General features: G+C 65.5%; 20 protein-coding genes. 14 read left to right on the top strand and 6 right to left on the bottom strand.

What is annotated here, in order from left to right; genetic code table 11:
- The first annotated feature begins 75 nt into the window (after window positions 1–75).
- The 3 genes from ACY65G_RS27540 (at window position 76) to ACY65G_RS27530 (ending at window position 2,039) form a co-directional block, all read left to right on the top strand.
- Window positions 76–696, top strand: coding sequence for an FMN-binding negative transcriptional regulator (locus ACY65G_RS27540; RefSeq protein WP_465000469.1), 621 nt, complete (start codon window positions 76–78; stop codon window positions 694–696).
- A 122-nt stretch (window positions 697–818) separates the two neighbouring features.
- A complete protein-coding gene (locus tag ACY65G_RS27535; RefSeq protein WP_465000468.1) occupies window positions 819–1,427 on the top strand; it encodes a PH domain-containing protein in 609 nt (202 codons plus the stop codon).
- A gap of 15 nt (window positions 1,428–1,442) precedes the next feature.
- On the top strand, window positions 1,443–2,039 hold the full coding sequence (locus ACY65G_RS27530; RefSeq protein ID WP_465000467.1) for a hypothetical protein: 597 nt from the start codon (window positions 1,443–1,445) through the stop codon (window positions 2,037–2,039).
- A 95-nt stretch (window positions 2,040–2,134) separates the two neighbouring features.
- Here the strand turns inward: ACY65G_RS27530 and pyk are convergent, their stop codons facing one another.
- From pyk to gcl, 5 genes are all read right to left on the bottom strand, one after another.
- The gene (gene pyk / locus ACY65G_RS27525) at window positions 2,135–3,550 is read right to left on the bottom strand and encodes a pyruvate kinase (RefSeq protein ID WP_465000466.1); all 1,416 of its coding nucleotides are present in this window, start codon (window positions 3,548–3,550) and stop codon (window positions 2,135–2,137) included.
- A 67-nt stretch (window positions 3,551–3,617) separates the two neighbouring features.
- Window positions 3,618–4,880, bottom strand: coding sequence for a glycerate kinase type-2 family protein (locus ACY65G_RS27520; protein ID WP_465000465.1), 1,263 nt, complete (start codon window positions 4,878–4,880; stop codon window positions 3,618–3,620).
- The gene (locus ACY65G_RS27515) at window positions 4,877–5,779 is read right to left on the bottom strand and encodes a 2-hydroxy-3-oxopropionate reductase (RefSeq protein WP_465000464.1); all 903 of its coding nucleotides are present in this window, start codon (window positions 5,777–5,779) and stop codon (window positions 4,877–4,879) included. The genes ACY65G_RS27520 and ACY65G_RS27515 overlap by 4 nt, the downstream gene beginning before the upstream one ends.
- A gap of 72 nt (window positions 5,780–5,851) precedes the next feature.
- Window positions 5,852–6,628: a hydroxypyruvate isomerase gene (gene hyi / locus ACY65G_RS27510; RefSeq protein WP_465000463.1), complete on the bottom strand. Its 777-nt coding sequence runs from the start codon at window positions 6,626–6,628 to the stop codon at window positions 5,852–5,854.
- A 79-nt stretch (window positions 6,629–6,707) separates the two neighbouring features.
- Window positions 6,708–8,495 (bottom strand): glyoxylate carboligase, encoded by a 1,788-nt coding sequence (gene gcl, locus ACY65G_RS27505; RefSeq protein WP_465000462.1) that lies wholly within the window; start codon window positions 8,493–8,495, stop codon window positions 6,708–6,710.
- A 103-nt stretch (window positions 8,496–8,598) separates the two neighbouring features.
- On the opposite strand from gcl, the gene ACY65G_RS27500 reads away from it, so the two are divergent.
- The gene (locus ACY65G_RS27500) at window positions 8,599–9,513 is read left to right on the top strand and encodes a LysR family transcriptional regulator (protein ID WP_465000461.1); all 915 of its coding nucleotides are present in this window, start codon (window positions 8,599–8,601) and stop codon (window positions 9,511–9,513) included.
- 184 nt (window positions 9,514–9,697) lie between these two features.
- Here ACY65G_RS27500 and ACY65G_RS27495 read toward each other — a convergent pair whose 3' ends face one another.
- Window positions 9,698–10,531 (bottom strand): 3-keto-disaccharide hydrolase, encoded by an 834-nt coding sequence (locus ACY65G_RS27495; RefSeq protein WP_465000460.1) that lies wholly within the window; start codon window positions 10,529–10,531, stop codon window positions 9,698–9,700.
- Between the two features lie 220 nt (window positions 10,532–10,751).
- Between ACY65G_RS27495 and ACY65G_RS27490 the strand changes: the two genes are divergently transcribed.
- The 10 genes from ACY65G_RS27490 (at window position 10,752) to ACY65G_RS27445 (ending at window position 22,351) form a co-directional block, all read left to right on the top strand.
- Window positions 10,752–12,365: an EAL domain-containing protein gene (locus tag ACY65G_RS27490; RefSeq protein WP_465000459.1), complete on the top strand. Its 1,614-nt coding sequence runs from the start codon at window positions 10,752–10,754 to the stop codon at window positions 12,363–12,365.
- A 118-nt stretch (window positions 12,366–12,483) separates the two neighbouring features.
- Window positions 12,484–13,365, top strand: coding sequence for an AraC family transcriptional regulator (locus ACY65G_RS27485; protein ID WP_465000458.1), 882 nt, complete (start codon window positions 12,484–12,486; stop codon window positions 13,363–13,365).
- Between the two features lie 92 nt (window positions 13,366–13,457).
- Window positions 13,458–14,060 (top strand): gluconate 2-dehydrogenase subunit 3 family protein, encoded by a 603-nt coding sequence (locus ACY65G_RS27480; RefSeq protein WP_465000457.1) that lies wholly within the window; start codon window positions 13,458–13,460, stop codon window positions 14,058–14,060.
- 2 nt (window positions 14,061–14,062) lie between these two features.
- Entirely contained in the window at window positions 14,063–15,802 is a 1,740-nt protein-coding gene (locus tag ACY65G_RS27475) for a GMC oxidoreductase (protein WP_465000456.1), read from the top strand.
- A gap of 28 nt (window positions 15,803–15,830) precedes the next feature.
- Window positions 15,831–16,673: a sugar phosphate isomerase/epimerase family protein gene (locus tag ACY65G_RS27470; protein ID WP_465000455.1), complete on the top strand. Its 843-nt coding sequence runs from the start codon at window positions 15,831–15,833 to the stop codon at window positions 16,671–16,673.
- Window position 16,674: 1 nt separating this feature from the next.
- Window positions 16,675–18,165 (top strand): sugar ABC transporter ATP-binding protein, encoded by a 1,491-nt coding sequence (locus ACY65G_RS27465; RefSeq protein WP_465000454.1) that lies wholly within the window; start codon window positions 16,675–16,677, stop codon window positions 18,163–18,165.
- Window positions 18,143–19,156 carry an ABC transporter permease gene (locus ACY65G_RS27460; protein ID WP_465000453.1) on the top strand — a complete coding sequence of 338 codons (1,014 nt, stop codon included), beginning with the start codon at window positions 18,143–18,145 and terminating at the stop codon, window positions 19,154–19,156. Before ACY65G_RS27465 ends, ACY65G_RS27460 begins: the two co-directional genes overlap by 23 nt.
- Before the next feature lie 17 nt (window positions 19,157–19,173).
- Complete coding sequence (locus ACY65G_RS27455) at window positions 19,174–20,121, top strand: substrate-binding domain-containing protein (RefSeq protein WP_465000452.1); 948 nt, start codon at window positions 19,174–19,176, stop codon at window positions 20,119–20,121.
- An 11-nt stretch (window positions 20,122–20,132) separates the two neighbouring features.
- Window positions 20,133–21,188, top strand: a complete 1,056-nt coding sequence (locus tag ACY65G_RS27450; protein ID WP_465000451.1) for a sugar phosphate isomerase/epimerase family protein — start codon at window positions 20,133–20,135, stop codon at window positions 21,186–21,188.
- Complete coding sequence (locus ACY65G_RS27445; RefSeq protein ID WP_465000450.1) at window positions 21,185–22,351, top strand: Gfo/Idh/MocA family protein; 1,167 nt, start codon at window positions 21,185–21,187, stop codon at window positions 22,349–22,351. Before ACY65G_RS27450 ends, ACY65G_RS27445 begins: the two co-directional genes overlap by 4 nt.
- The last annotated feature ends 23 nt before the right edge of the window (window positions 22,352–22,374 follow it).

Raw genomic sequence — 22,374 nt, 5'->3', positions numbered from 1 at the left:
TGCCTAACCGGCCCTGAATGTTAGTCCAGTTTTATCCGAAAATCCATGCATCGACCGCCACATGAAGGAATCACGATGCACTGCCCCGACCACTTCCGTGAGGATCGCCCGGATGTTCTCCACGGACTGATGCGCGCCCACCCGCTGGCCACGCTCGTTACCTGCGGCAGCACAGGCCTGATGGCCAACCTCGTGCCGTTCACCCTGCACGAAGGCGGCAAGCATGGCATCCTGCGCGCCCACCTGGGCCGCAATCATGGCCAGATCGATGCGCTGCGCGAAGGGGCGGAGGCGCTGGTCATCTTCCACGGACCGGAAGCGTATGTGTCGCCTTCCTGGTATGCGTCGAAGGCGGAACACGGCAAGGTGGTGCCCACCTGGAACTTCACGATGGTGCAGGCGCGCGGTATGCCGCGCATCGTCGACGATGCGCACTGGATCATGGCCCAACTCGAACAACTCACGGCCAATCATGAGGATGGCCGCGACCATCCGTGGAAGACGACCGATGCGCCGGCGGACTTCGTCGCCGCGCTGGTCAAGGGCCTGGCCGGCATCGAGATTCCCGTTCGCGCGATCGAGGGAAAGTGGAAAGCCAGCCAGAACCGGTCGCCTGCGGACCGCGAAGGCGTGATCGCCGGCTTGCGGGCCGAGGATTCGCGCCACGTGATGGCCGGCCTGATGGCGCGCGGATGATGCAGCATTGACCTGGCCTCACCGCCCGCAGGTGGCGAAAACGCCGGCTGGCACACCCTCGGCCAATATTATTTATCAGCGAATAATGTTAATGTGGCCATTTTCACCACCCGAGGGCAATCATGTTCAAGAAATTCGCAGCCGAGGCACTGGGCATCAGCGATATCGGCGTCATCGTCGGGCCTGCCGACTACAGCAAGGTCGATGCGGACGATTACCTGTTCAGCGAAGACGGCGAACAGATTTTCTTCCTCATCAAGAGCAAGAAGGATGAATACTGCTTCACGAACTTCGCACTGATCCACGTGGACGGCGACTCGGCCGTGTCGTCGAAGCGCTCCATCAAGCGCTACGATTACTCGTCCCATGAAATCTCGGACGTCACCATCGAAACAGCCGGCACCATGGATATGGATATCGAACTGAAGTTCAGCATCGATGAAACGGATTTTTCCATCGATGTGAAGAAATCGTACATCGAACAGCTGAAGGATATCTACAAGGCGCTGATCTCCATCCAGAAGCAGCAGCAGTGCGACGAGGTGTGCCGCGACAATGCGTTGCGCGCGCTGGAAGCCACGGCTTCCGTCCACAAGCTCAATATCGCGCCGGACGGCGGCAGCCTCACCACGCAATTCAACGCGCTGCTGGCGGCACTGAACACGGCCGTGCTGGACACGCACACGAAGCGCGATTTCAGCGACGTGTTCGCGAAATACATCCACAACTGAAAGACTGGGTTTGCCATGAAACTGTTTTTCCTTGCGGCCGGCCTGGCCGCCAGCACCGCGGCATGCGCAGCGCCTGCCGCGCCCGCGGCTCCCGCGGCTCCCGCGGTTTCCGTCCAGACGCGCGATGTGCCGATCAACGTATTCATGCAGGGGCGCCTGCCGCTGCCGATCGCCCTGAACGTACCCGTACCGGTGGAATACGCGCAGTCGAACGTCAAGCAGATCGGTTACTCGTACTGGATGCGCCCCGCCGACGCCGCCACGGCAACCGCTGAAAAATTGCCGACCGCCCATGGCTACATGTATGGCTCGATGGCCACCACCGTCACCTACGACGCGCGCTACAAGGTCTTCTACGGTATCGACGACCCGGGTTCGATCAACAAGCTGAAGGAATCGGCCACCAACGTCCAGGTAAAACAGTTCAAGGACGCGAAGCATCCGGCCGTGATGGTCTCGATGATCAGCAGGACCACTGGCCAGCCCGCCTACTTCATGTACATGTCGACGGGCGTGAAGCGGGACGTGTTCTTCCTGGTCCTGCGCGCGCCGGATGGCCGCCCGGATTTCGGCAAGGCGGTGTGGGAAAAGCTGGCGGCGAACATCAAGTAAAAAAAGGACAGGCCCCCCGACCTGTCCTTTCCCCCATCTACAGCTACAGCGCTTTACAACAACAAACTTCTATTCGACCGCATTACTCGGCCGAATTACTCAACCCTTACCACGTGCAGCAGGTTGGTGCTGCCGGCGGCGCCGGACGGATACCCGGCAATGACGACCACGTCGTCGCCCGGCGCGGCAAGCCCGCTGCGCACGGCGGCGGCCGGCGCGTCGGCGATCATGCCGCCCAGCGTCGTCGCTTCGTCGAACGGCATCGGATGCACGCCCCAGGCGATGGCCAGGCGGCGGGCGATGGCCGGTTGCGGCGTCAGCGCCAGGATCGGCGTGTTCGGCCGCTCGCGGCTCGCGCGCAGGCAGCTTGCGCCGCTCAATGTGTACGTGACCGTGGCGGCCGGTTTCAGCAGCCGGTCGACGCGGCGCAGCGCGCAGCAGATCGCATCCGCCGTCGTCGCCGTCGATGGCGAATGGCTGGCGTCGAGCCCGTCGCGCCACAGCGGGTCCTGTTCCACTTCCGTGATCACGTTGTCCATCACCAGCACCGCTTCGACCGGGAACTGGCCCGAAGCCGATTCGGCGGACAGCATCACCGCGTCGGCACCCTGGTAGATCGCGGTGGCCACGTCGGAGACTTCGGCACGCGTGGGCACCGGCGACGCGATCATCGATTCGAGCATCTGCGTGGCGACGACGACCGGCTTGCCGGCTGCCCGCGCCGCGTGCACGATGCGCCGCTGCAGCACCGGCACCTGGTGGGCCGGCAGTTCGACACCCAGGTCGCCCCGCGCCACCATGATGCCGTCGGACAGCGCGACGATGCCTTCCAGCGCATCGATGGCCGCCGGCTTTTCCAGCTTGGCCATGATCCAGGCCTTGTCGCCGACCAGCGCGCGCGCCTCGGTGAGGTCTTCTGGACGTTGTACGAATGACAGCGCTACCCAGTCCACTCCCAGCTCCAGGCCGAATGCCAGGTCGGCACGGTCCTTTTCCGTTAGCGGCGAGATCGGCAGCACCACGCCAGGCACGTTGACGCCCTTGCGGTCGGACAGCACACCGCCCGTCAGCACGGTGGTCTCGGCATGTTCGGCGCTGCACGCATCGACACGCAGGCGCAGCTTGCCGTCGTCGAGCAGCAGGTCGGTGCCCGCTTCCAGGGCGGCGAAGATTTCCGGGTGCGGCAGGTTGGCGCGCGTCGCGTCGCCTTCCGCCGGGTTCAGGTCGAGCCGGAATTTCTTTCCTTCCGTGAGCTGCACCTTGCCGCCGGACAGGCGGCCGATGCGCAGTTTCGGGCCTTGCAGGTCAATCAGGATGCCGATCGGCCGGCCGATTTCCTTTTCGACTTCACGGATCGTGCGATAGCGCTCGGCGTGGTCGGCATGGCTGCCGTGGCTGAAGTTCAGGCGGAAGACATCGGCGCCGGCTTTCGCCAGCGCGTGAATCGATTGGTACGTGGAACTGGACGGCCCGAGGGTAGCCAGAATCCGTGAGCGGCGCTTGCGCAGCATGCGTTCTCCAAATATTTTTTATGCGTTCAGGACAGCCGAAGCAAGGCTGTGAATCGGGGCTGCGCTATTACAGCAGCAGGATCGCCCGGAAATCGTTGACGTTCGTGAGTGTCGGGCCGGTGATCAGCGCATCGCCCAGCGCGCCGAAGAAACCATGCCCGTCGTTGTTGTCCAGGCTGTCGCGGGGACGGATACCGCCGGCCCAGGCGCGTGCCAGCGTGCCCGGACCGATGAAGGCGCCGGCCACTTCCTCGGCGCCGTCGACGCCGTCGGTGTCGGCAGCCACGCCGTGCACGCTTGACGCGCCGTCGAGCGCGATCGCGAGGGCCAGCAGGAATTCCACGTTACGGCCACCGCGGCCATTGCCGCGCAGGGTCACCGTGGTTTCGCCGCCGGACAGCAGCACGCACGGTTTCGGCACGGGCTGGTCGTGGCGATGGACCTGCAGTGCGATGCCGCCCATCACGCGGGCCACTTCGCGCGCCTCGCCTTCGATGCTGTCGCCCAGGATCACGGGCGTCACGCCGGCGTCGCGGGCCACGGCGGCAGCCGCTTCCAGCGCCTGTTGCGGCGAGGCGATGATGTGGGTGGTCACGTTTTCCAGGCGGCGGTCGCCCGGCTTGACCGTTTCGCCATCGCCGCTTTCCAGCAGGCGGCGCGCGCCGGCGGGCAGCTCGATGCCATAGCGCTTGACGATGGCCAGCGCATCCGCGCAGGTCGTCGCGTCGCCCACGGTCGGACCGGAGGCGATGTCGGCCGGGTGGTCGCCCGGCACGTCGGAAATCAGCAGGTTGACCACGCGCGCCGGGTAGCAGGCCGCTGCCAGCCGGCCGCCCTTGATGGCGGACAGATGGCGGCGCACGCAGTTCATCTCGGTGATCGTGGCGCCGGAGGCCAGCAGCGCGCGGTTGATCGCCTGCTTGTCCTCCAGCGTAACGCCCTCGCCCGGCAGCGGCAGCAGCGAAGAGCCGCCGCCGGAGATCAGGCAGATCACCAGGTCGTCGCTCGTCAGCCCCTGCACGGCGCCGAGGATGCGCTCGGCCGCAATGCGGCCGGCCGCGTCGGGCACCGGGTGCGCCGCTTCGAGGATCTCGATGCGTTCGCACGGTACGGCATAGCCGTAGCGGGTCACGACGATGCCGTCGATCTTGCCCGGCCAGTTTTTTTCCAGCGCCTGGGCCATCGCCGCCGACGCCTTGCCGGCGCCGATGACGATCGTGCGGCCCTTGGGCGCGGGCGGCAGGTACTTGCCGATGGTGAGCGATGGCTGCGCCGCGTTCACGGCGGCGGTAAACATTGCCCCTAACAGTTCACGCGGCGCGGCGATCATTTCGAGTTCCCTGCCTGCTGGCCGATCTCGAAGTTGGCCATCACTTCCAGGGCACGCACCATGGCCGAGTGATCCCAGCCGCCGCCGTCGCGCGCGGCGCAGGCGTTGAACAGTTCCTGTGCGGTCGCGGTGTTCGGCAGCGACATGTTCAGCTGGCGTGCGGTCGTCAGGGCCAGGTTCAGGTCCTTGCGGTGCAGGTCGATGCGGAAGCCCGGATCGAACGTGCGCTTGATCATGCGCTCGCCGTGCACTTCCAGGATGCGCGAATTGGCGAAACCACCCATCAGCGCTTCGCGCACGCGGGCCGGATCGGCACCGGCCTTGGCGGCCAGCAGCAGCGCCTCGCCGACCGCTTCGATCGTCAGCGCCACGATGATCTGGTTGGCCACCTTGGTGATCTGGCCGTCGCCGTTGCCGCCCACCAGCGTGATGTTCTTGCCCATCAACTGGAACAGCGGCTTCACTTTCTCGAACGCTTCCGGGCTGCCGCCGACCATGATCGTCAGCGAAGCGGCCTTGGCGCCGACTTCACCGCCGGATACCGGCGCATCCAGGTATTCGCAGCCCAGCGCGTTGATGCGCTTGGCGAAATCCTTCGTGGCGACCGGCGAGATCGAGCTCATGTCGACGACGATCTTGCCGGCGGTGAGGCCTTTCGACAGGCCGTGCTCGCCGAACAGCACGTCTTCCACGTGCGGCGTATCCGGCACCATCACGAAGACGATGTCGGCGGCCTTGGCCACGTCGGTACCGCAGGCGCACACGTTGGCGCCGGCTTCGATGAGGTTCGACGGGGTCGGGGTCTGCGAGTACGTGAACAGCGTGTTGCCGGCGTCCGCCAGGTGTTTCGCCATTGGGGTGCCCATGATGCCCAGGCCGATGAATCCGATATTTGCCATGATGTTCTCCTCTGTGTTCTCTTCAGTTGTCCGGGGTGCTGCCATATGTACTGCGTGTACTGCGTGTACTGCTTACTTGACGTCCTGCAGCCAGCTCAGGCCTTCGCGCGTATCGCCGGCCGGCTTGTATTCGCAGCCGATCCAGCCGTCGTAGCCGATCTTGTCGATATGGCGGAACAGCCAGCCGTAGTTGATCTCGCCGGTACCCGGTTCATTGCGGCCCGGGTTGTCCGCCACCTGGATGTGGCCGATGCGGTTCAGGTGGCGCGTCAGCGTGGCCCCCAGTTCCCCTTCGGTGCGCTGGGCGTGGTACACGTCGTATTGCACGAACAGGTTGTCGGAGCCCACGTCGTCCAGCAGGCGCAGCGCCTGTTCGGTGCGATTCAGGTAGAAGCCGGGAATGTCGTACGTGTTGATCGGTTCGACCAGCAGGCGGATGCCCGCTTCCTTCAGTTTGGCCGCGGCGTATTTCAGGTTGTCCACGACCGTCTGGCGCAGCACTTCCTCGGTGACGCCGGCGGGCGCGATGCCGACCAGGCAGTTCACGGTGCGGCAGCGCAGCGCGGTGGCGTATTCGATCGCCCGGTCCACGCCTTCGCGGAACTCTTCCACGCGGTCCGGATGGCAGGCAATGCCACGCTCGCCCTTTTCCCAGTTACCGGCCGGCAGGTTGTGCAACACCTGCGTGAGGCCATGCTGCTCCAGCTGCGCCGCCAGTTCTTCCTTGGCGAACGGGTACGGGAACAGGTACTCGACGCCCTTGAAGCCCGCGTCGGCGGCGGCCTTGAAGCGTTCCAGGAACGGCAGCTCGTTGAAGAGCATGGTCAGGTTGGCTGCGAATCTTGGCATGTGGTTCTCCTTGTTTGCTCGTGCAATGCTTGTTGCGACCATCCCGGCACACTGCCGGGATGGTCTACTGTTGCTTCTGTTACTTCGCTTGCTTCAGGCGCGGCGCGACGGCGGTCGGTGCATCGCCCTCTTCCGTGGCCAGCGCCTCGAACTCGTTGATGGCGTTGATCTCGGTGCCCATCGCGATGTTCGTAATACGTTCCAGCATGATCTCGACCACGACCGGCACGCGGAATTCCTTCATCAGCTCCTTGGCCTTGGCGAATGCCGGCTGGATGTCGGCGATTTCACGGACACGGATCGCCTTGCAACCCAGGCCTTCGACGACGGCCACGTGGTCGACGCCGTACACGCCCAGTTCCGGCGCGTTGACGTTCTCGAACGCCAGCTGCACGCAGTAGTCGATGTCGAAGTTGCGCTGCGCCTGGCGGATCAGGCCCAGGTATGCGTTGTTGACGACGACGTGCAGGTAAGGCAGGTTGAATTGCGCGCCCACGGCCAGTTCCTCGATCATGAACTGGAAGTCGTAGTCGCCCGAGATGGCCACGACCTGGCGTTCCGGATCGGCGGCGCACACGCCCAGCGCGGCGGAGATGGTCCAGCCCAGCGGGCCGGCCTGGCCGCAGTTGATCCAGTTGCGCGGCTTGTACACGTGCAGGAACTGCGCGGCGGCGATCTGCGACAGGCCGATCGTGCTGACGTAGCAGGTTTCCTGGCCGAACGCCCTGTTCATCTCTTCGTACACGCGCTGCGGCTTGATCGGCTCGTTGTCGAAGTGCGTCTTGCGCAGCATGGTGCGCTTGCGTTCCTGGCACTCGGCGACCCATTGCGAACGGTCCGGCAGCGCGCCCAGCGCGTCCAGGCCGCAAGCCACGTTGATCAGCTGGTCCAGCGCGGCGCCGGCGTCGGAGACGATGCCGAAGTCCGGGCCGAACACGCGGCCGATCTGCGTCGGTTCGATGTCGATGTGGACGAACTTGCGGCCTTCCGTGTACACCTCGACGGAACCGGTGTGGCGGTTGGCCCAGCGGTTGCCGATGCCGATCACGAAGTCCGATTCCAGGATCGTGGCGTTGCCGTAGCGGTGCGACGTCTGCAGGCCGGCCATGCCCGCCATCAGCGGGTGATCGTCCGGCAGCGCGCCCCAGCCCATCAGGGTGGGGATGACCGGCACGTTCAGGATCTCGGCGAATTCCTGCAGCTTGGCTGCCGCGTCGGCGTTGATCACGCCGCCGCCGCAGACGATGACCGGGCGCTTGGCCGCGTTCAGCATTTCCAGCGCTTTCTCGGCCTGGGCACGCGTTGCCTGCGGCTTGTAGGCCGGCAGGCTTTCGTACGTGTCCAGGTCGAATTCGATTTCGGCCATCTGCACGTCGAACGGCAGGTCGATCAGCACGGGGCCGGGGCGGCCCGAACGCATGATGTGGAAGGCTTGCTGGAATACGCGCGGCACCAGCGCCGGCTCGCGCACGGTGACGGCCCACTTGGTGACCGGCTTGGCGATCGACTCGATGTCGACGGCCTGGAAATCTTCCTTGTACAGGCGGGCACGGGGAGCCTGGCCGGTAATGCAAAGGATAGGTATCGAATCAGCCGACGCGGAGTACAGGCCGGTGATCATGTCGGTGCCGGCGGGGCCGGAGGTGCCGATGCAGACGCCGATGTTGCCGGCCTTGGCGCGGGTGAAGCCCTCGGCCATGTGCGAGGCGCCTTCCACGTGGCGTGCCAGCACGTGCTTGAAGCCGCCTTCCTTCTTCATTGCCGAGTACAGCGGGTTGATGGCGGCGCCCGGTACACCGAATACCGTGGATACACCTTCTTTTCGCATCACTGCTGCTGCTGCATCGATCGCTCTCATGCGGGCCATGCTTGTCTCCTGGGGGTTAATGTCAATGGACCCATCCTACGGAGATGGCGCAATCTGTTGAATTGCTGCTAGTATTCGATCAGTCGATACTTGGAGTATGCAATTGGACCGTTACACAGAAATTCGCAGTTTTTTGCTCGTTACCGAAAAAGGCAGTTTTGCCGCTGCCGCCGTCGCCGAAGGCGTCACGCCCGTGGTGATGGGCCGCCGCCTCGATGCACTCGAACGCCGCCTGGGCGTGCGCCTCATGCACCGCTCCACGCGGGGCCTGACCCTTACCGCGCTGGGCGAACAATTCATCGAACCGTGCCGCCAGCTGTTGCGCGATTTCGACATCGCCGAAAACAGCATCAGCGCCGGCCGCGCCACGGTGCGCGGCCACCTGGTGGTTTCCGCGCCGGCCGCCTTCGGCCGCTCGCACGTGGCGCCGCACGCGCCGGCGTTCCGCTCCAGCCACCCGGAACTGAAAATGTCGTTCAACCTGACCGATGGCGTGGTGGACCTGGTGCGCGAGGGCTACGACATGTCGATCCGCATCGGCGAAGTGACCGATCCCAATTACGTGGCCGTGCCGCTGTTCCCGAACCGCCGCGTGGTATGCGGCACCACCGCGTATTTTGAACGCCACGGCATTCCCCGTACGCCGGACGACCTGGTGCGCCACAACTGCCTCGCGTTCAACCTGCAGGGCGGCCAGCAGCGCGGCTGGATTTTTCAAAACGAAGGAAAGCCGTTCGCCGTGCGCGTGGACGGCGACCTGTCGTGCAACGACGGCGAACTGCTGTTCGACTGGGTCAAGCAGGGCCTGGGCATCGGCTGGCGCTCGACCTGGGAAATCCAGTCCGAACTGAAACGGGGGGAACTCGTGACGGTGCTCGACGAATACGCCGTGCCGAGCTACCCGATCCAGGCCGTGTATCCGCAGCAGCGGTATTTGCCGGCGAAGATCCGGCATTTCATCGATCACCTCAAGCTCGTGTACAACTCGCCGGGATACTGGGAAAAAGCACGCACCTGATTCGCCGAGGAAAAACTGGGGACGGACCCCTGTTTCTGGGAAACAGCGGCCAGCCAAGCGATGCGGCGAGTCGGAACATTGCGTGGAAACAGGGGTACGTCCCCTGTTTGCAGGAAAGACCGGGCTCAATTCGATGGAGCCGCTATGTTGCCTTGAAACAGGGGTACGTCCCCTGTTTTGCTGATCAGAACTTCGCCACCGCCGCCGGCCCATCGAGCTGCTTCACGACGATATTGCGGTAGAAGGTCTCGGCCCCCTCCGACTGGATCTGGAACTTGCCGCGCGCCAGCGGCACGGTCTTGCCATCGACCTTCTGCAGCGAGTTTTCGCCGCGGAAGACTTCGTGACCGTTGACGATATGGATCAGCGTCTTGCCATCGGCGATGACTTCCATCGTGTTCCATTCGCCCGACGGTTTCTCGTAGTTGCCCTTCTTCAGGATACGGGCGGCCAGGCCGGTGCGCAGCGGCTGGGATGGGTGGTAGCGGAAGAACTTCCAGTCGCCCTGGTTAGCATCGCCCACGCGGGCGTCGACGGTCACGCCGTCGAGGCTGTGGTAATCGCCGCAGTCGCCTTCCTGGATCTGGAATTCATGGCTGCGCATCCAGTGGCCGCTTTGCGCGCCTTCGGGGCCGACGGCGTAGTACAGCAGGCCGCTGTCGCGCGGGGCGTCCAGCCGCGGGAACCATTTTTTCTCGCCCCACTTGACGTCGAACTTCAGGTGGAAGTTCGCGTACTCGCCCGTGGTCGTCACCCCGCCCCACTCTTCTCCCGATACCCGCAACATGCCGTCGACCACCGAGAACACCTTTTTCGGATCGTTGTTCGCCCCGCGGATCGTAGTCGGCGTCTTCATGTTGTCGGAGGTGGGCTGCATGCTGACCCACGTGGTCCAGCCGCTCAGGTCCTTGCCGTTGAAGAGCGATTTCCATGTGCCGTCGGCGGCACTGGCGTGGCCGGCAAAGGCGATGGCGGCGGTCATCAGGCCCAGGCGGGCGGTACGGAGCAGGAAGGTCATCGGTGTCTCGCAGTATTGTAAATGGTAGCGCAATCTAGCACGACGCAAGCATGGCTGGATAGCATGGAATCGGCAGATGCACGTGTGCGCCGGGCAGCTTGGCGAGCATAACCGCGCGGCCCCGGCTTGCACTTGTCACTATACTGGCCGCGGATGTCGACGAAGCGCTGGCGCCGCACCCGGCGGGTGCACGCAGGGCGCACGGGAGGTGCGAAACCTGATGAAGAACGCGATCCGGAAACGGTTCCTGCTGGCCTGCACGATGCTGGCCGCGCTGGCGGCACTGCTCGCCCCTCCGTGGCTGGCGTGGCACGAGGCCGAGCGCCATGCCTACGCCACGCAGGCCGACCTGGCCCTGCAGTATGCGCGCCAGGTGCGGCACCGGTCCGACGAGATGGTGCGGCCAACGCTGGCCGGCATCCGCCAGCTGGCGCGGTCCCCTGCCGCGCCGTGCACACCCGACCAGCTGGCGCTGATGCGGCGCATCGACCTGACGTCGACCTACATCCAGGCCATCGGCCACGTGCGCGACGGCGTGATCCGCTGCTCATCGCTGGGCGACACGCCGATACCGCTCGGCGACCATGTCCTGCGCTCGTCCGACGGCATAAGGGTCTACTCGCACATTCCCGTCGACGGCGATTCCACGACACGCATGATGGCCATCGAGCGCGATGGCTATGCGGCCCTGCTCCACAGCGACCTGCCGCTCGATGCCAGCAGCGCCGTTCCCGGCATGTCGCTGGCCGCGCTGCACCTGGAACGCCGTCCGGACGAACCGCTGTCGATGTCGACCGGTTTCGTCGACAGGGCGTGGCTCAAGCGTTTGGGCAACCAGCGCGAGGTCACGTTCACGGACGGCCGCTACCTGGTTGCCGTAACCCGGTCGCAGCTGTTTCCATCGGCCGGCGTGGCGGCGCTGCCCCTGGAAGAGTTGCCGGCGCTGCGCAACGCCATCGCGCTGCGGCTGGTGCCGGCCGGCGCGGTCGCGGGCATCGCCATGGCCGCGGCTTTCCTGCTGCTGGCCCGCAGGCAGACGTCGCTCGCCACCGCATTGCGCCAGGGCTTGCGTGACGACGAGTTCTTCATGCTCTACCAGCCGGTCATGGCATTGCAGTCGGGCCGGTGCGTCGGTGCCGAGGCGTTGCTGCGCTGGCGCCGGCCCAACGGGGAACTGATCGGCCCCGACGTGTTCATTCCGCTTGCCGAGCAGACCTGTACGATCACGGCACTGACCGCGCGTGTCCTTGAACTGGTCGAGCACGATACAAAGCACTTCCTGGCCCGGCACCCCGACTTCCACGTGGCCGTCAACGTTTCCACGACCGACCTGGAGTCCGATCCGATCGTCGAGATGTTCGACGCCATGCTGGCGCGCGGGGGCATCGTGGCCGGGAACCTCATCGTGGAAATCACCGAGCGCGGCATCCTCGACATCGGGGCCGCGCGGACGGTCATCGGCGCACTGCGCGCACGCGGCATCAAGGTCGCCATCGACGATTTCGGCACCGGCTACGCCGGCCTGTCCTACCTGGAATCGCTGCAGGTCGACGCGCTGAAGATCGACCGTTCGTTCATCGAAGCGATCGGCACCACGGCGCCGACCAACCAGGTCGTCAGCCATATCATCGCGATGGCGTCCGCGATGCGGCTGGTGATGGTCGCCGAGGGGGTGGAAACGCCCGCGCAGGCCGATTACCTGCGCACCCGCGATGTCGAGTATGCGCAGGGCTGGCTGTATGGCCACCCGCAGCCTTTCGAGGCCGTGGCGGCGTTGGCCGAGAGCGATACCGCCGCCCTGCCCCAGCTTGCGAGAGCGGCCACGCACGGTTAGATCCGTCGCACGGCCAGGCACCCGCGCCGAATTCGTTATAAATTTTTCCGATTTTCTGACACGCCGAAAATTACCGGAATGCTACTATCCGGACATAATGAAAACGGAGACAGCCACGATGAGCACGATCGTCATTGGCAGGGGAGTGGTGGTATCGCAGGGCGCGCCCGGCGAGCGCCTGCAGGCGGGCACCGATACCCGCACCGGCGCCGCCACGCAGGCGGATTGTGCCAATTTTTTCGCAGCCCACGGGATCTCCAAGCCCAGCGCGCTGTTCGACACCCTGTCCGACATGTACTACTTCGCCAAGAACAGGGCGGGCCAGTTCGTGTGGGGTAACCGCCTGCTTCAGGAACAGCACGCGGTTGGGGATGTGAATCGGGCGGACGTGAACGACATCCTCGGCAAGACCGACCACGATTTCTTCCGGCGCGACATCGCCGACCGCATCCGCGCCGACGACCTGTCGGTGATGGAACGGGGCGTCACCGTGAAAAACAAGCTCGAAGTGCTCGGCAGCGAAAGCGGCGAGCTGACGTGGCTGTTCACGACGAAGGCGCCGATCCGCGACCGGCATGGCGAAATCGTCGGCATCGAGGGCTTCTCGCGCGACGCCAAGCGCTCGCAGGACGTCATCGCGCCCTTCCACGAATTCCGCGCCTGCATCGAATACCTGCAGGAACACCTGATGGAAAACGTCAGCATCGAGCATCTCGCGCGGCTTTCATGCATGTCGCTGTCCACGTTCGAACGCAAGTTCAAGCAGCATTTCTCGCTCACACCCAAACAGTACATCCTGCACCTGAAAGTGCACGAGGCATGCCGCCTGCTGCCGCAGGTGAACAACATCGCCCGTGTGGCGGCCGAAACGGGCTTCGGTGGACAGAGCTACTTCACCAAGCAGTTCCGCACGGTGGTGGGCATCACGCCGAAGCAGTACCAGCTGTCGCTCGTCGGCCGCGGCACGGCCGCGCGCCGCCCCAGGCTTACCCCTGCCTGATTTACCCACGCCTGAGTCGCCGAGGCACCCGCCCGGCAACCACGCAACGCGTTGAACCACGCTTGAAATCGTTGTCTTATTGGAGGAGATGCATGTTCCATCCTGGAGAAAAAGGGCCGCGAGAGCCCGCCGAAACAACCATTGTTCATGCACGCCGTTCCGCCCTGCTGCGCATCGGTGCGCTGTGCGGGCTGGCACTGTCCGGCGACATCCTCGCCGCCGTGGCCGCACCCGGCAAGAACGCCGCGCCGGAACTGCTGACGCGCGACGAACTCGCGCTGACCGCCGTGCTGGCCGAACTGATCATCCCGCAGACGGACACGCCGGGCGCGCTGGCCGTGGGCGCGCACCGCACGATCGACCACCTGCTGAAGGCCTGCGTGCCGGAGCCGGATCAGGCCGCATTCCGCGCTGGCCTGGCGCGCATCGAGTCCGTGGCCCAGGCGCAGGGCGGCAAGCGCTTTGGCGCCCTGCCCCATGCGCGCCAGGTGGCGCTGCTGCATGCCATCGATACCGGCACGGCGCCGTTCAATGCCGACGATATCGGGTTCTTCCGCCGGCTGAAAGGCTACGTGGCGTTTGCCTACTACACGTCCGAAGCCGGCGCGTCGAAGGAACTGGCGTACCTGCCCTTCCCCGGCGGCTATACCGGCAATGTCAAGATCAACCGATCCACACGCACCTGGGCACTCTGAACATGGAACCTGTCTCGTCGTTTTACATCAAGAACAGCCCGGAGACGTTCGACGCGATCGTCGTCGGCTCGGGCATCACGGGCGGCTGGGCCGCCAAGGAACTCACGGAGCGGGGTCTGAAAACGCTGATGGTCGAGCGCGGCCGCCCCGTCGAACACGGTGTCGACTACATCGGCGAGAACAAGGACCCGTGGGTCATGCCGAACCGCGGCAAGGTCGACGCGAAAGTGGCCGACGAACAGTTCTTCAACCAGAAGGCGTGCTACGCGTTCGACGAGCACACGCAGCAGTTCTTCAACAACGACCGCGACATGCCGTATTCCACGCCCGAGGGCCGGCCGTTCAGCTGGATCCGCGGCAACCAGCTGGGCGGCAAGTCGCTGATGTGGGCGCGCCAGTCGTACCGCTGGAGCGACCTGGATTTCGAGGCGAACCTGAAGGATGGCCACGGTGTGGACTGGCCGATCCGCTATGCGGACCTGGCGCCGTGGTATAGCCATGTCGAGCGGCACGTCGGCATCAGCGGCAGCAAGGAAAACATGGCCGTGCTGCCGGACAGCGAATTCCTGCCCGCGTTCGACTTCAATACGGTGGAACTGGCGCTGAAAAAGCAGTTCGACGCGAAATATGCGCCGGCGCGCATGATCATGGGGCGCACTGCCAACCTGAGGACGCCGGGCGAAACGCAGCTGGCGCAGGGCCGCGGCCAGTGCCAGGCGCGCAGCCAGTGCCACCGCGGCTGCTCGTTCGGCGCGTACTTTTCCACGCAGAGCTCCACCTTGCCGCCGGCGATCGCCACCGGCCGGCTGCGCATCGCCACCGACAGCATCGTGCACAGCGTGATCTACGACGCAAGGACGAACCGCGCCACCGGCGTGCGCATCATCGATGCCAACACGATGGAAATGCGCGAGTTCCACGCGAAGGTCGTGGTGCTGTGCGCCTCGACCCTGGGCTCCACGGCGATCCTGCTGAATTCCACCTCCGAAGCGTTCCCGAACGGGCTGGCGAATTCGTCGGGGGTGCTGGGCCACTACCTGATGGACCACCTGTTCGGCGCGGGCGCCAGCGGCCGGATCGAAGGCTTCGAGAACGATTACTACCAGGGCCGCCGCCCTACCGGGCCGTATATCCCGCGCTTCCGCAACGTGCTGGAAAAACACGAGAAATTCCTGCGCGGCTATGCGTTGTCCGGCGGGGCGGGCCGCGAAGGCTGGACGTCGGCGGCCTACAAGCCCGGCTTCGGGAAGGACTTCAAGGCCATGATCAGGAAGCCCGGCGCCTGGCACTTCGTCCTGGGCGGCCAGGGCGAGATGCTGCCCCGCTACGAGAACATGGTGAGCCTGCACCCGACGAAGAAGGACAAGTGGGGCATGCCGCTGCTGCACATCGACTGCAGCTATTCGGACAACGACCGCAAGATGCAGGAGGATATCGCCGACACGGCCGCCAACATCCTCGAAGACCTGGGCCTGAAGGAAATCCGCAAGCACATCAAGTCGCTGGAAGACTGGCCGCCCGGCCTGTCCATCCACGAGATGGGCACGGCGCGCATGGGCCGCGATCCGAAGACTTCCGTGCTGAACGGTTTCAACCAGGCGCACGACGTGCCGAACCTGTTCGTGACGGACGGCGCCGCCATGGCTTCCTGCGCGTGGCAAAACCCCTCGCTCACCTTCATGGCCATGACAGCCCGTGCCTGCGCCCACGCGGTGGACGAGCTGAAAGCCGGCCGCATCTGATAACCCGTCCACACATCACGGAGACAACATGAAAAAGATCCATATCACGGCGCTGCTGGCGCTGGCCGGCGCAGCCACTCTTGCCCAGGCGGCGCAACCGCGCCTCGGCGTGCAACTGTGGTCCGTCAAGGACGAGATCAAGCAGGACTTCGAGGGCACGCTGGCGAAAATCGGCAAGCTGGGCTTCCAGGGTGTGGAATTCGCCGGCGAGTTCGGGCCGTACAAGGACAACCCGGCCGGCCTGAAAGCCTTCCTGGAGAAGAACAAGCTGCAGTGCGCCGGCGCGCACATGCACTTCGATGCGCTGGCCGATGCGAAATTCGAAGCCACCACGGCGTTCTACAAGACCCTGGGCTGCTCGAACCTCGTCATCTCGATGGATGCACGAGGCAAGACCACCGAGGGCAGCGCGGACATGAGCAAGCAGCTCACCGCCCTGTCGGGCAAGCTGGCCGGCAAGGGCATGCGCATCGGCTACCACAACCACGCCGACGAATTCGCCGGCGCCGTGGGCAGCACGCCGTGGGACGTGATCGCGAAGAACACGCCGAAGTCGTCGATCATGCAGCAGGACGTGGGCTGGACGACCTATGCCGGCAAGGATCCGGTCGAATACGTGCAGAAGTACCCGGGCCGCACCACCACCACGCACTTCAAGGCCAAGCTGGCCGAGGGCGTGGCCGGCACGCCGATCATCGGGCAGGACAAGACCGACTGGGCCGGCCTGGCGCGCGCCGTGCGCCAGGTGGGCGGCACCGACTGGATCATCATCGAGCAGGAAGAGTATCCGAACGGCATGGGCCAGCTGGAAACCGTGGCCGCGTCGCTGAAGGGCCTGCAGGCCGTGCTGGCGAAACTGCCGAAGCAATAAGATGAGCCTTTCCGTACGCTTCAGCCACGTCGTCAAGGAATTCGGCCCCGTGCGCGTGCTGCACGGCGTCGACTTCGCGCTCGAGGCGGGCCGCGTCGTCGGCCTGCTGGGCGAGAACGGCGCCGGCAAATCCACGCTGATGAAGATCCTCGCCGGCTACGAGCGCCCCACCGGCGGGCAGCTCGTCGTGGACGGCGTCGAGCGCCGATTCGCCAGCGCGCGCGACGCGGAGGCGCTCGGCATCGCGCTGATCCACCAGGAATTCAACCTGGCCGAGCACCTCTCCATCGCCCAGAACATCTTCCTGGGCCACGAGAAAACGCGTGGCTGGCTGCTCGATCACCGTGCCATGGCGCGCGAAGCCGCCCAGTACCTGCAACAGGTGGGGCTCGACGTCGATCCGGATACCCGCGTATCGGAACTGATCGTGGCGGAAAAGCAGCTCGTGGAAATCGCCAAGGCCGTGTCGCGCAAGGCGCGCCTGCTGATCATGGACGAGCCGACGGCCACGCTGTCGCCGGGCGAAACGGCCAAGCTGTTCACGCTGATGGCCCGGCTGAAGAGCGAAGGCGTGACGATCGTCTACATCTCGCACAAGCTCGACGAGATGGAAAAGCACACCGACGAAGTGGTCGTGATGCGCGACGGTAAGTTCGTCACCCGCGCCAACACGGCGGACGTGACGCGCCAGCAGATGGCCAACCTGATGGTGGGCCGCGACGTCTCCGACATGTTCCTGGCGAAGGCGCCACCGCCCGCCAGCGCGCCGGTGCTGCTGGGCGTGTCGAGCCTTACCGTGCCGGGCTGGGTCGAGAACCTGGGCTTCGATGTGCGCGCCGGCGAGATCCTCGGCTTCGCGGGGCTGGTCGGCGCCGGCCGCACCGAGGCGTTCGAAAGCATCGTCGGGCTGCGCCCCCGCAGCGCCGGCACCATCACGATCGCCGGCAAAACGGTAAAAATCCGCAGCCCGCGCGAGGCGATGGAACATGGTCTGACTTACCTGAGCGAAGACCGCAAGGGCAAGGGGCTGCACATGGACCTGGGCCTGCGCGAGAACCTGACGATGATGACCCTGGAACAGGATGCCAGACCCTGGGTCGACCCGAAAGCGGGCCGCGCCGCGCTGGACCAGGCGATCGCCGACTTCGGCATCCGCCTGCGCGATCCGGACTGCGCGGCCCGTTCGCTCTCCGGCGGCAACCAGCAAAAGCTCGCGCTGGCGAAATACCTGCGGCCCGGCCCGAAGGTCGTGGTGCTGGACGAGCCGACCCGCGGCGTGGACGTGGGCGCCAAGCGCGACATCTATGCGCTGATCCACCGGCTGGCGGCCGAGGGCCGTGCCGTCGTCGTCATCTCGTCCGAACTGATCGAACTGATCGGCCTGTGCCACCGCGTGGCCGTGCTGCACGGCGGCCGCCTGAACGCCGTGCTCGGACCGGACCAACTCACCGAAGAAAACCTGATCTCCCATGCAACCAACACCCACCACTGAGCGCAGCCCCGGCCAGCCCGCTTTTGCCAGCCTGTTTTCCAGACTCAAGGGAGCGGGCCCCGTCATCGCATTGGTCCTGCTGTGCATCGCCGGCGCCGCGCTGAACCCGGATTTCGCCACCGTCGACAACCTGATGAACGTGCTCACGCGCACGGCCTTCATCGGCATCATCGCCGTCGGCATGACCTTCGTGATCGCCTCGGGCGGCATCGACCTGTCCGTCGGCTCGATGGCGGCGCTGATCGCCGGCGTGATGATCGTGGCCATGAACGCGCTGGCGCTGGGTGCCTCGCCGCCCTCCCCCCTGGCGACCGTGGTGCTCGGCATCGCGCTGGCCCTTGCCTTCGGGGCCGTGGCCGGCGGCGCGCACGGCTTCCTCGTCACGCACGGCAGGATCGAGCCGTTCATCGTCACGCTCGGCACACTGGGCATCTTCCGCGCCGTACTCACGTGGCTGTCCGACGGCGGCGCCATCACGCTGGACTACAACCTGTCCGAGACATATGGCCCGGTGTACTACCAGAGCCTGCTGGGCATCCCCATCCCCGTGTGGATCTTCGCGCTGGTGGCCGTCGCCGGCGTCGTCATCCTGAACCGCACGCCGTTCGGCCAGCACGTGCAGGCGATCGGCTCGAACGAGCAGGTCGCGCGCTATGCGTCGATCCGCGTGGACCGCGTGAAAACGCTCACTTACCTGCTGCTGGGCGTGTGCGTGGCCATCGCCACGATCCTGTACGTGCCGCGCCTGGGCTCGGCCACGCCGACGACCGGCATCCTGTGGGAGCTGGAAGCCATCGCCGCCGTCGTCGTCGGCGGCACGTCGCTCAAGGGCGGCTCCGGTCGCATCATGGGCACCGTGATCGGCGCGATCCTGCTGTCCGTGATCGGCAATATCCTGAACCTCACGAGCATCATCAGCGTGTACCTGAACGCCGCCGTGCAGGGTGTCGTCATCATTACCGTGGCCTACCTGCAGCGTGGCCGCCGCTAGTCTTCAAAGGAATCGTCATGCATTTACTGAACAAGATCACTGTCGCCTGCCTGCTGGCCGGCGCCGGACACGCGCTTGCAGCGCAACCCGTCACCCTCGGCGTGGCCATCCCGACCGCCACCCACGGCTTCACCGGCGGCATCGTGTGGTGGGCCAACCAGGCCAAGAAGGAACTGGAAGCGGCGCATCCCGGCCTGAAGGTCATCGTCAAGACGGCCGGCAGCACGCCCGAACAGGCCAACCAGGTGCAGGACCTGCTGGTCGTGAACAAGATGAATGCGCTGGTGATCCTGCCGCTGGAATCGGCCTCGCTCACGCAGCCGGTGGCGCAGGTCAAGAACAAGGGCGTGTACGTGACGGTCGTCGACCGCGGCCTCACGAATCCGGCCGCGCAGAACGCCTACGTCGCCGGCGACAACACGGCCTTCGGCCGCCTGCCCGCCGAGTACCTGGCGAAAAAGCTGAACGGCAAAGGCAATATCGTCGTGTTGCGCGGCATGCCCAGCACGATCGACAACGAGCGCGTCAACGCGTTCAATGCCGAAATCAAGAAGCATCCCGGCATCAAGGTGCTCGATGCGAAGTACGGCAACTGGAACCGCGACGATGCGTTCAAGGTGACACAGGATTACCTGACGCGCTTCAAGTCGATCGATGCCGTATGGGCAGCCGACGACGACATGGCCATCGGCGCACTGAAGGCCATCGAGCAGGCGAAACGCACCGACATCAAGGAGGTGTTCGGCGGCGCCGGCGCCAAGTTCGCCGTCAAGAAGGTGATCGACGGCGACAAACTGATCCAGGCGAACGTTTCCTACTCGCCGAAGTTCATCTACGACGCGATCAAGATGACGGCCAACGCGCGCCTGAAGGGCGAAACGCTGCCGGCCAAGACGATCATCCCGTCGGTACTGATCACGCGCGCCAACGCCAGCCAGTTCTACTACCCGAATTCTCCCTATTAAGAAAGACCAGCATGAAGACCATCAAGGGACCGGCGATCTTCCTCGCCCAGTTCATGGGCGGCGAAGCGCCGTTCGACACGCTGGCCGGCCTGGCCGGCTGGGCGAAGGGCCTCGGCTACGAAGCCGTGCAACTGCCGACCGACCCGCGCCTGATCGACCTGGACAAGGCCGCCGAGAGCCAGACGTATTGCGACGAGATCACCGGCGTGCTGGCCGAACACGGGTTGCAGATCACGGAACTGTCCACGCACCTGCAGGGCCAGCTCGTTGCCGTGCACCCCGCCTACGACAAGCTGTTCGACGGCTTCGCGGCCCCGCACGTGCGCGGCAATGCGCAGGCGCGGCAGGAGTGGGCCGTGGGCCAGGTGAAGGCCGCGGCAAAGGCTTCGCGGCGCCTGGGCCTGACGACGCATGCGAGCTTTTCCGGGGCGCTGGCCTGGCCTTACCTGTACCCGTGGCCGCAGCGCCCGGCCGGCCTCGTCGAGGAAGCGTTCGGCGAGCTGGCCAAGCGGTGGAAGCCGATCCTCGACGTGTTCGACGACGCGGGCGTGGACATCTGCTACGAGCTGCACCCCGGCGAGGACCTGCACGACGGCGTGACATTCGAGCGCTTCCTGGCCGCCGTGGACAACCACCCGCGCGCCAACATCCTTTACGACCCGAGCCACTTCGTGCTGCAGCAGCTCGATTACCTGGCGTTCATCGACATCTACCATGAGCGCATCAAGGCGTTCCATGTAAAGGATGCCGAGTTCCGGCCCGATGGCCGGCAAGGCGTGTACGGCGGCTACAGCGGCTGGGTGGACCGTGCCGGAAGGTTCCGTTCGCTGGGCGATGGCCAGGTCGATTTCACCGGCATCTTTTCGAAGCTGGCGCAATACGACTACACCGGCTGGGCCGTGCTGGAATGGGAGTGCTGCCTGAAGCACCCGGAAGACGGCGCCCGCGAAGGCGCGGAGTTCATCCGCCGCCATATCATCCGCGTGGCCGAACGGGCGTTCGACGACTTTGCCGGCAGCGGCACCGACCGCGCCGCCGTGCGCGAACTGATGGGACTGCAGGCATGAGCACACCCCGCAAACTCCGCCTCGGCATGGTCGGCGGCGGCGACGGCGCCTTCATCGGCGCCGTCCACCGCATCTCGGCCCGGCTGGACGACTGCTATGAAGTCGTGGCCGGCGCCCTGTCCAGCAACCCGGAACGCGCTGTCGCCAGCGGCACGGCGCTGCGCTTCGATCCGTCGCGCTGCTACGCCGACTACCGCGAGATGGCCCGCGCCGAAGCCGCGCGGCCCGATGGCATCGATGCCGTGGCCATCGTCACGCCGAATTACCTGCACGCGCCCGTGGCCACCGCGTTCCTCGAAGCGGGCATCCACGTCATCTGCGACAAGCCGCTCGGCATCACCACGGCCGAAGGCGAGGCGCTGGCGGCTCTGGCCCGCGACAGGAACCGCGTGTTCGCGCTGACCCACACGTACAGCGGCTATCCGATGGTGCGGCATGCGCGCGAACTGGTGGCGTCCGGCGCCATCGGCGACGTGCGCCTGGTCCACGTCGAGTATGCCCAGGACTGGATGGCCGAAGCGGGTCCGCAAAGCGAGCAATTCCAGCGCACGAACTGGCACAACGATCCCCAGCGCGCCGGCCCGACCGGCTGCACGAGCGACATCGGCACGCACGCGTTCCACCTCGCCGGGTTTGTCAGCGGCATGCAGCCCAGCGAACTGCTGGCCGAACTGCACTCGTTCACGCCGAACCGCGTGCTGGATGACCATGTGCAGGTAATGCTGCGCTATCCGAACGGCGCGCGCGGCATGCTGTGGTCGAGCCAGATGGCGACCGGCTGCGAGAACGCGCTGGCGCTGCGCGTGTTCGGCACCAAGGCCAGCCTGTCGTTCGACCAGGAAAACCCGAACGAGCTGTGGCTGACTCCCCAGGGGGGCAGCGCGCAGCGGCTCACCCGCGGGCGGGTACGCGGCGCCGCGGCCGAACATGCGACCCGGGTGCCGTCCGGGCACCCCGAGGGATACCTGGAAGCGTTCGCGCAACTGTACCGCGATGCCGCTGCCCGTATCCATGCCGTGGATGCCGGGCTGCCGGTGCCGGCCGAAACGGCCGACCTGCCGACCGTGGACGACGGCGTGGCCGGCATGCGGTTCATCGATGCCGTGCTGGAGAGCGACCGGGCGGGGTCGCGGTGGGTTGGACTGGACGGGCGAACAGGGTAGAGTTGCATTCCAGTTCCTTCGAA

It is taken from the genome of Pseudoduganella sp. jia 12 (assembly GCF_055502675.1).
This window is presented reverse-complemented; position numbering and strand designations above follow the sequence as displayed.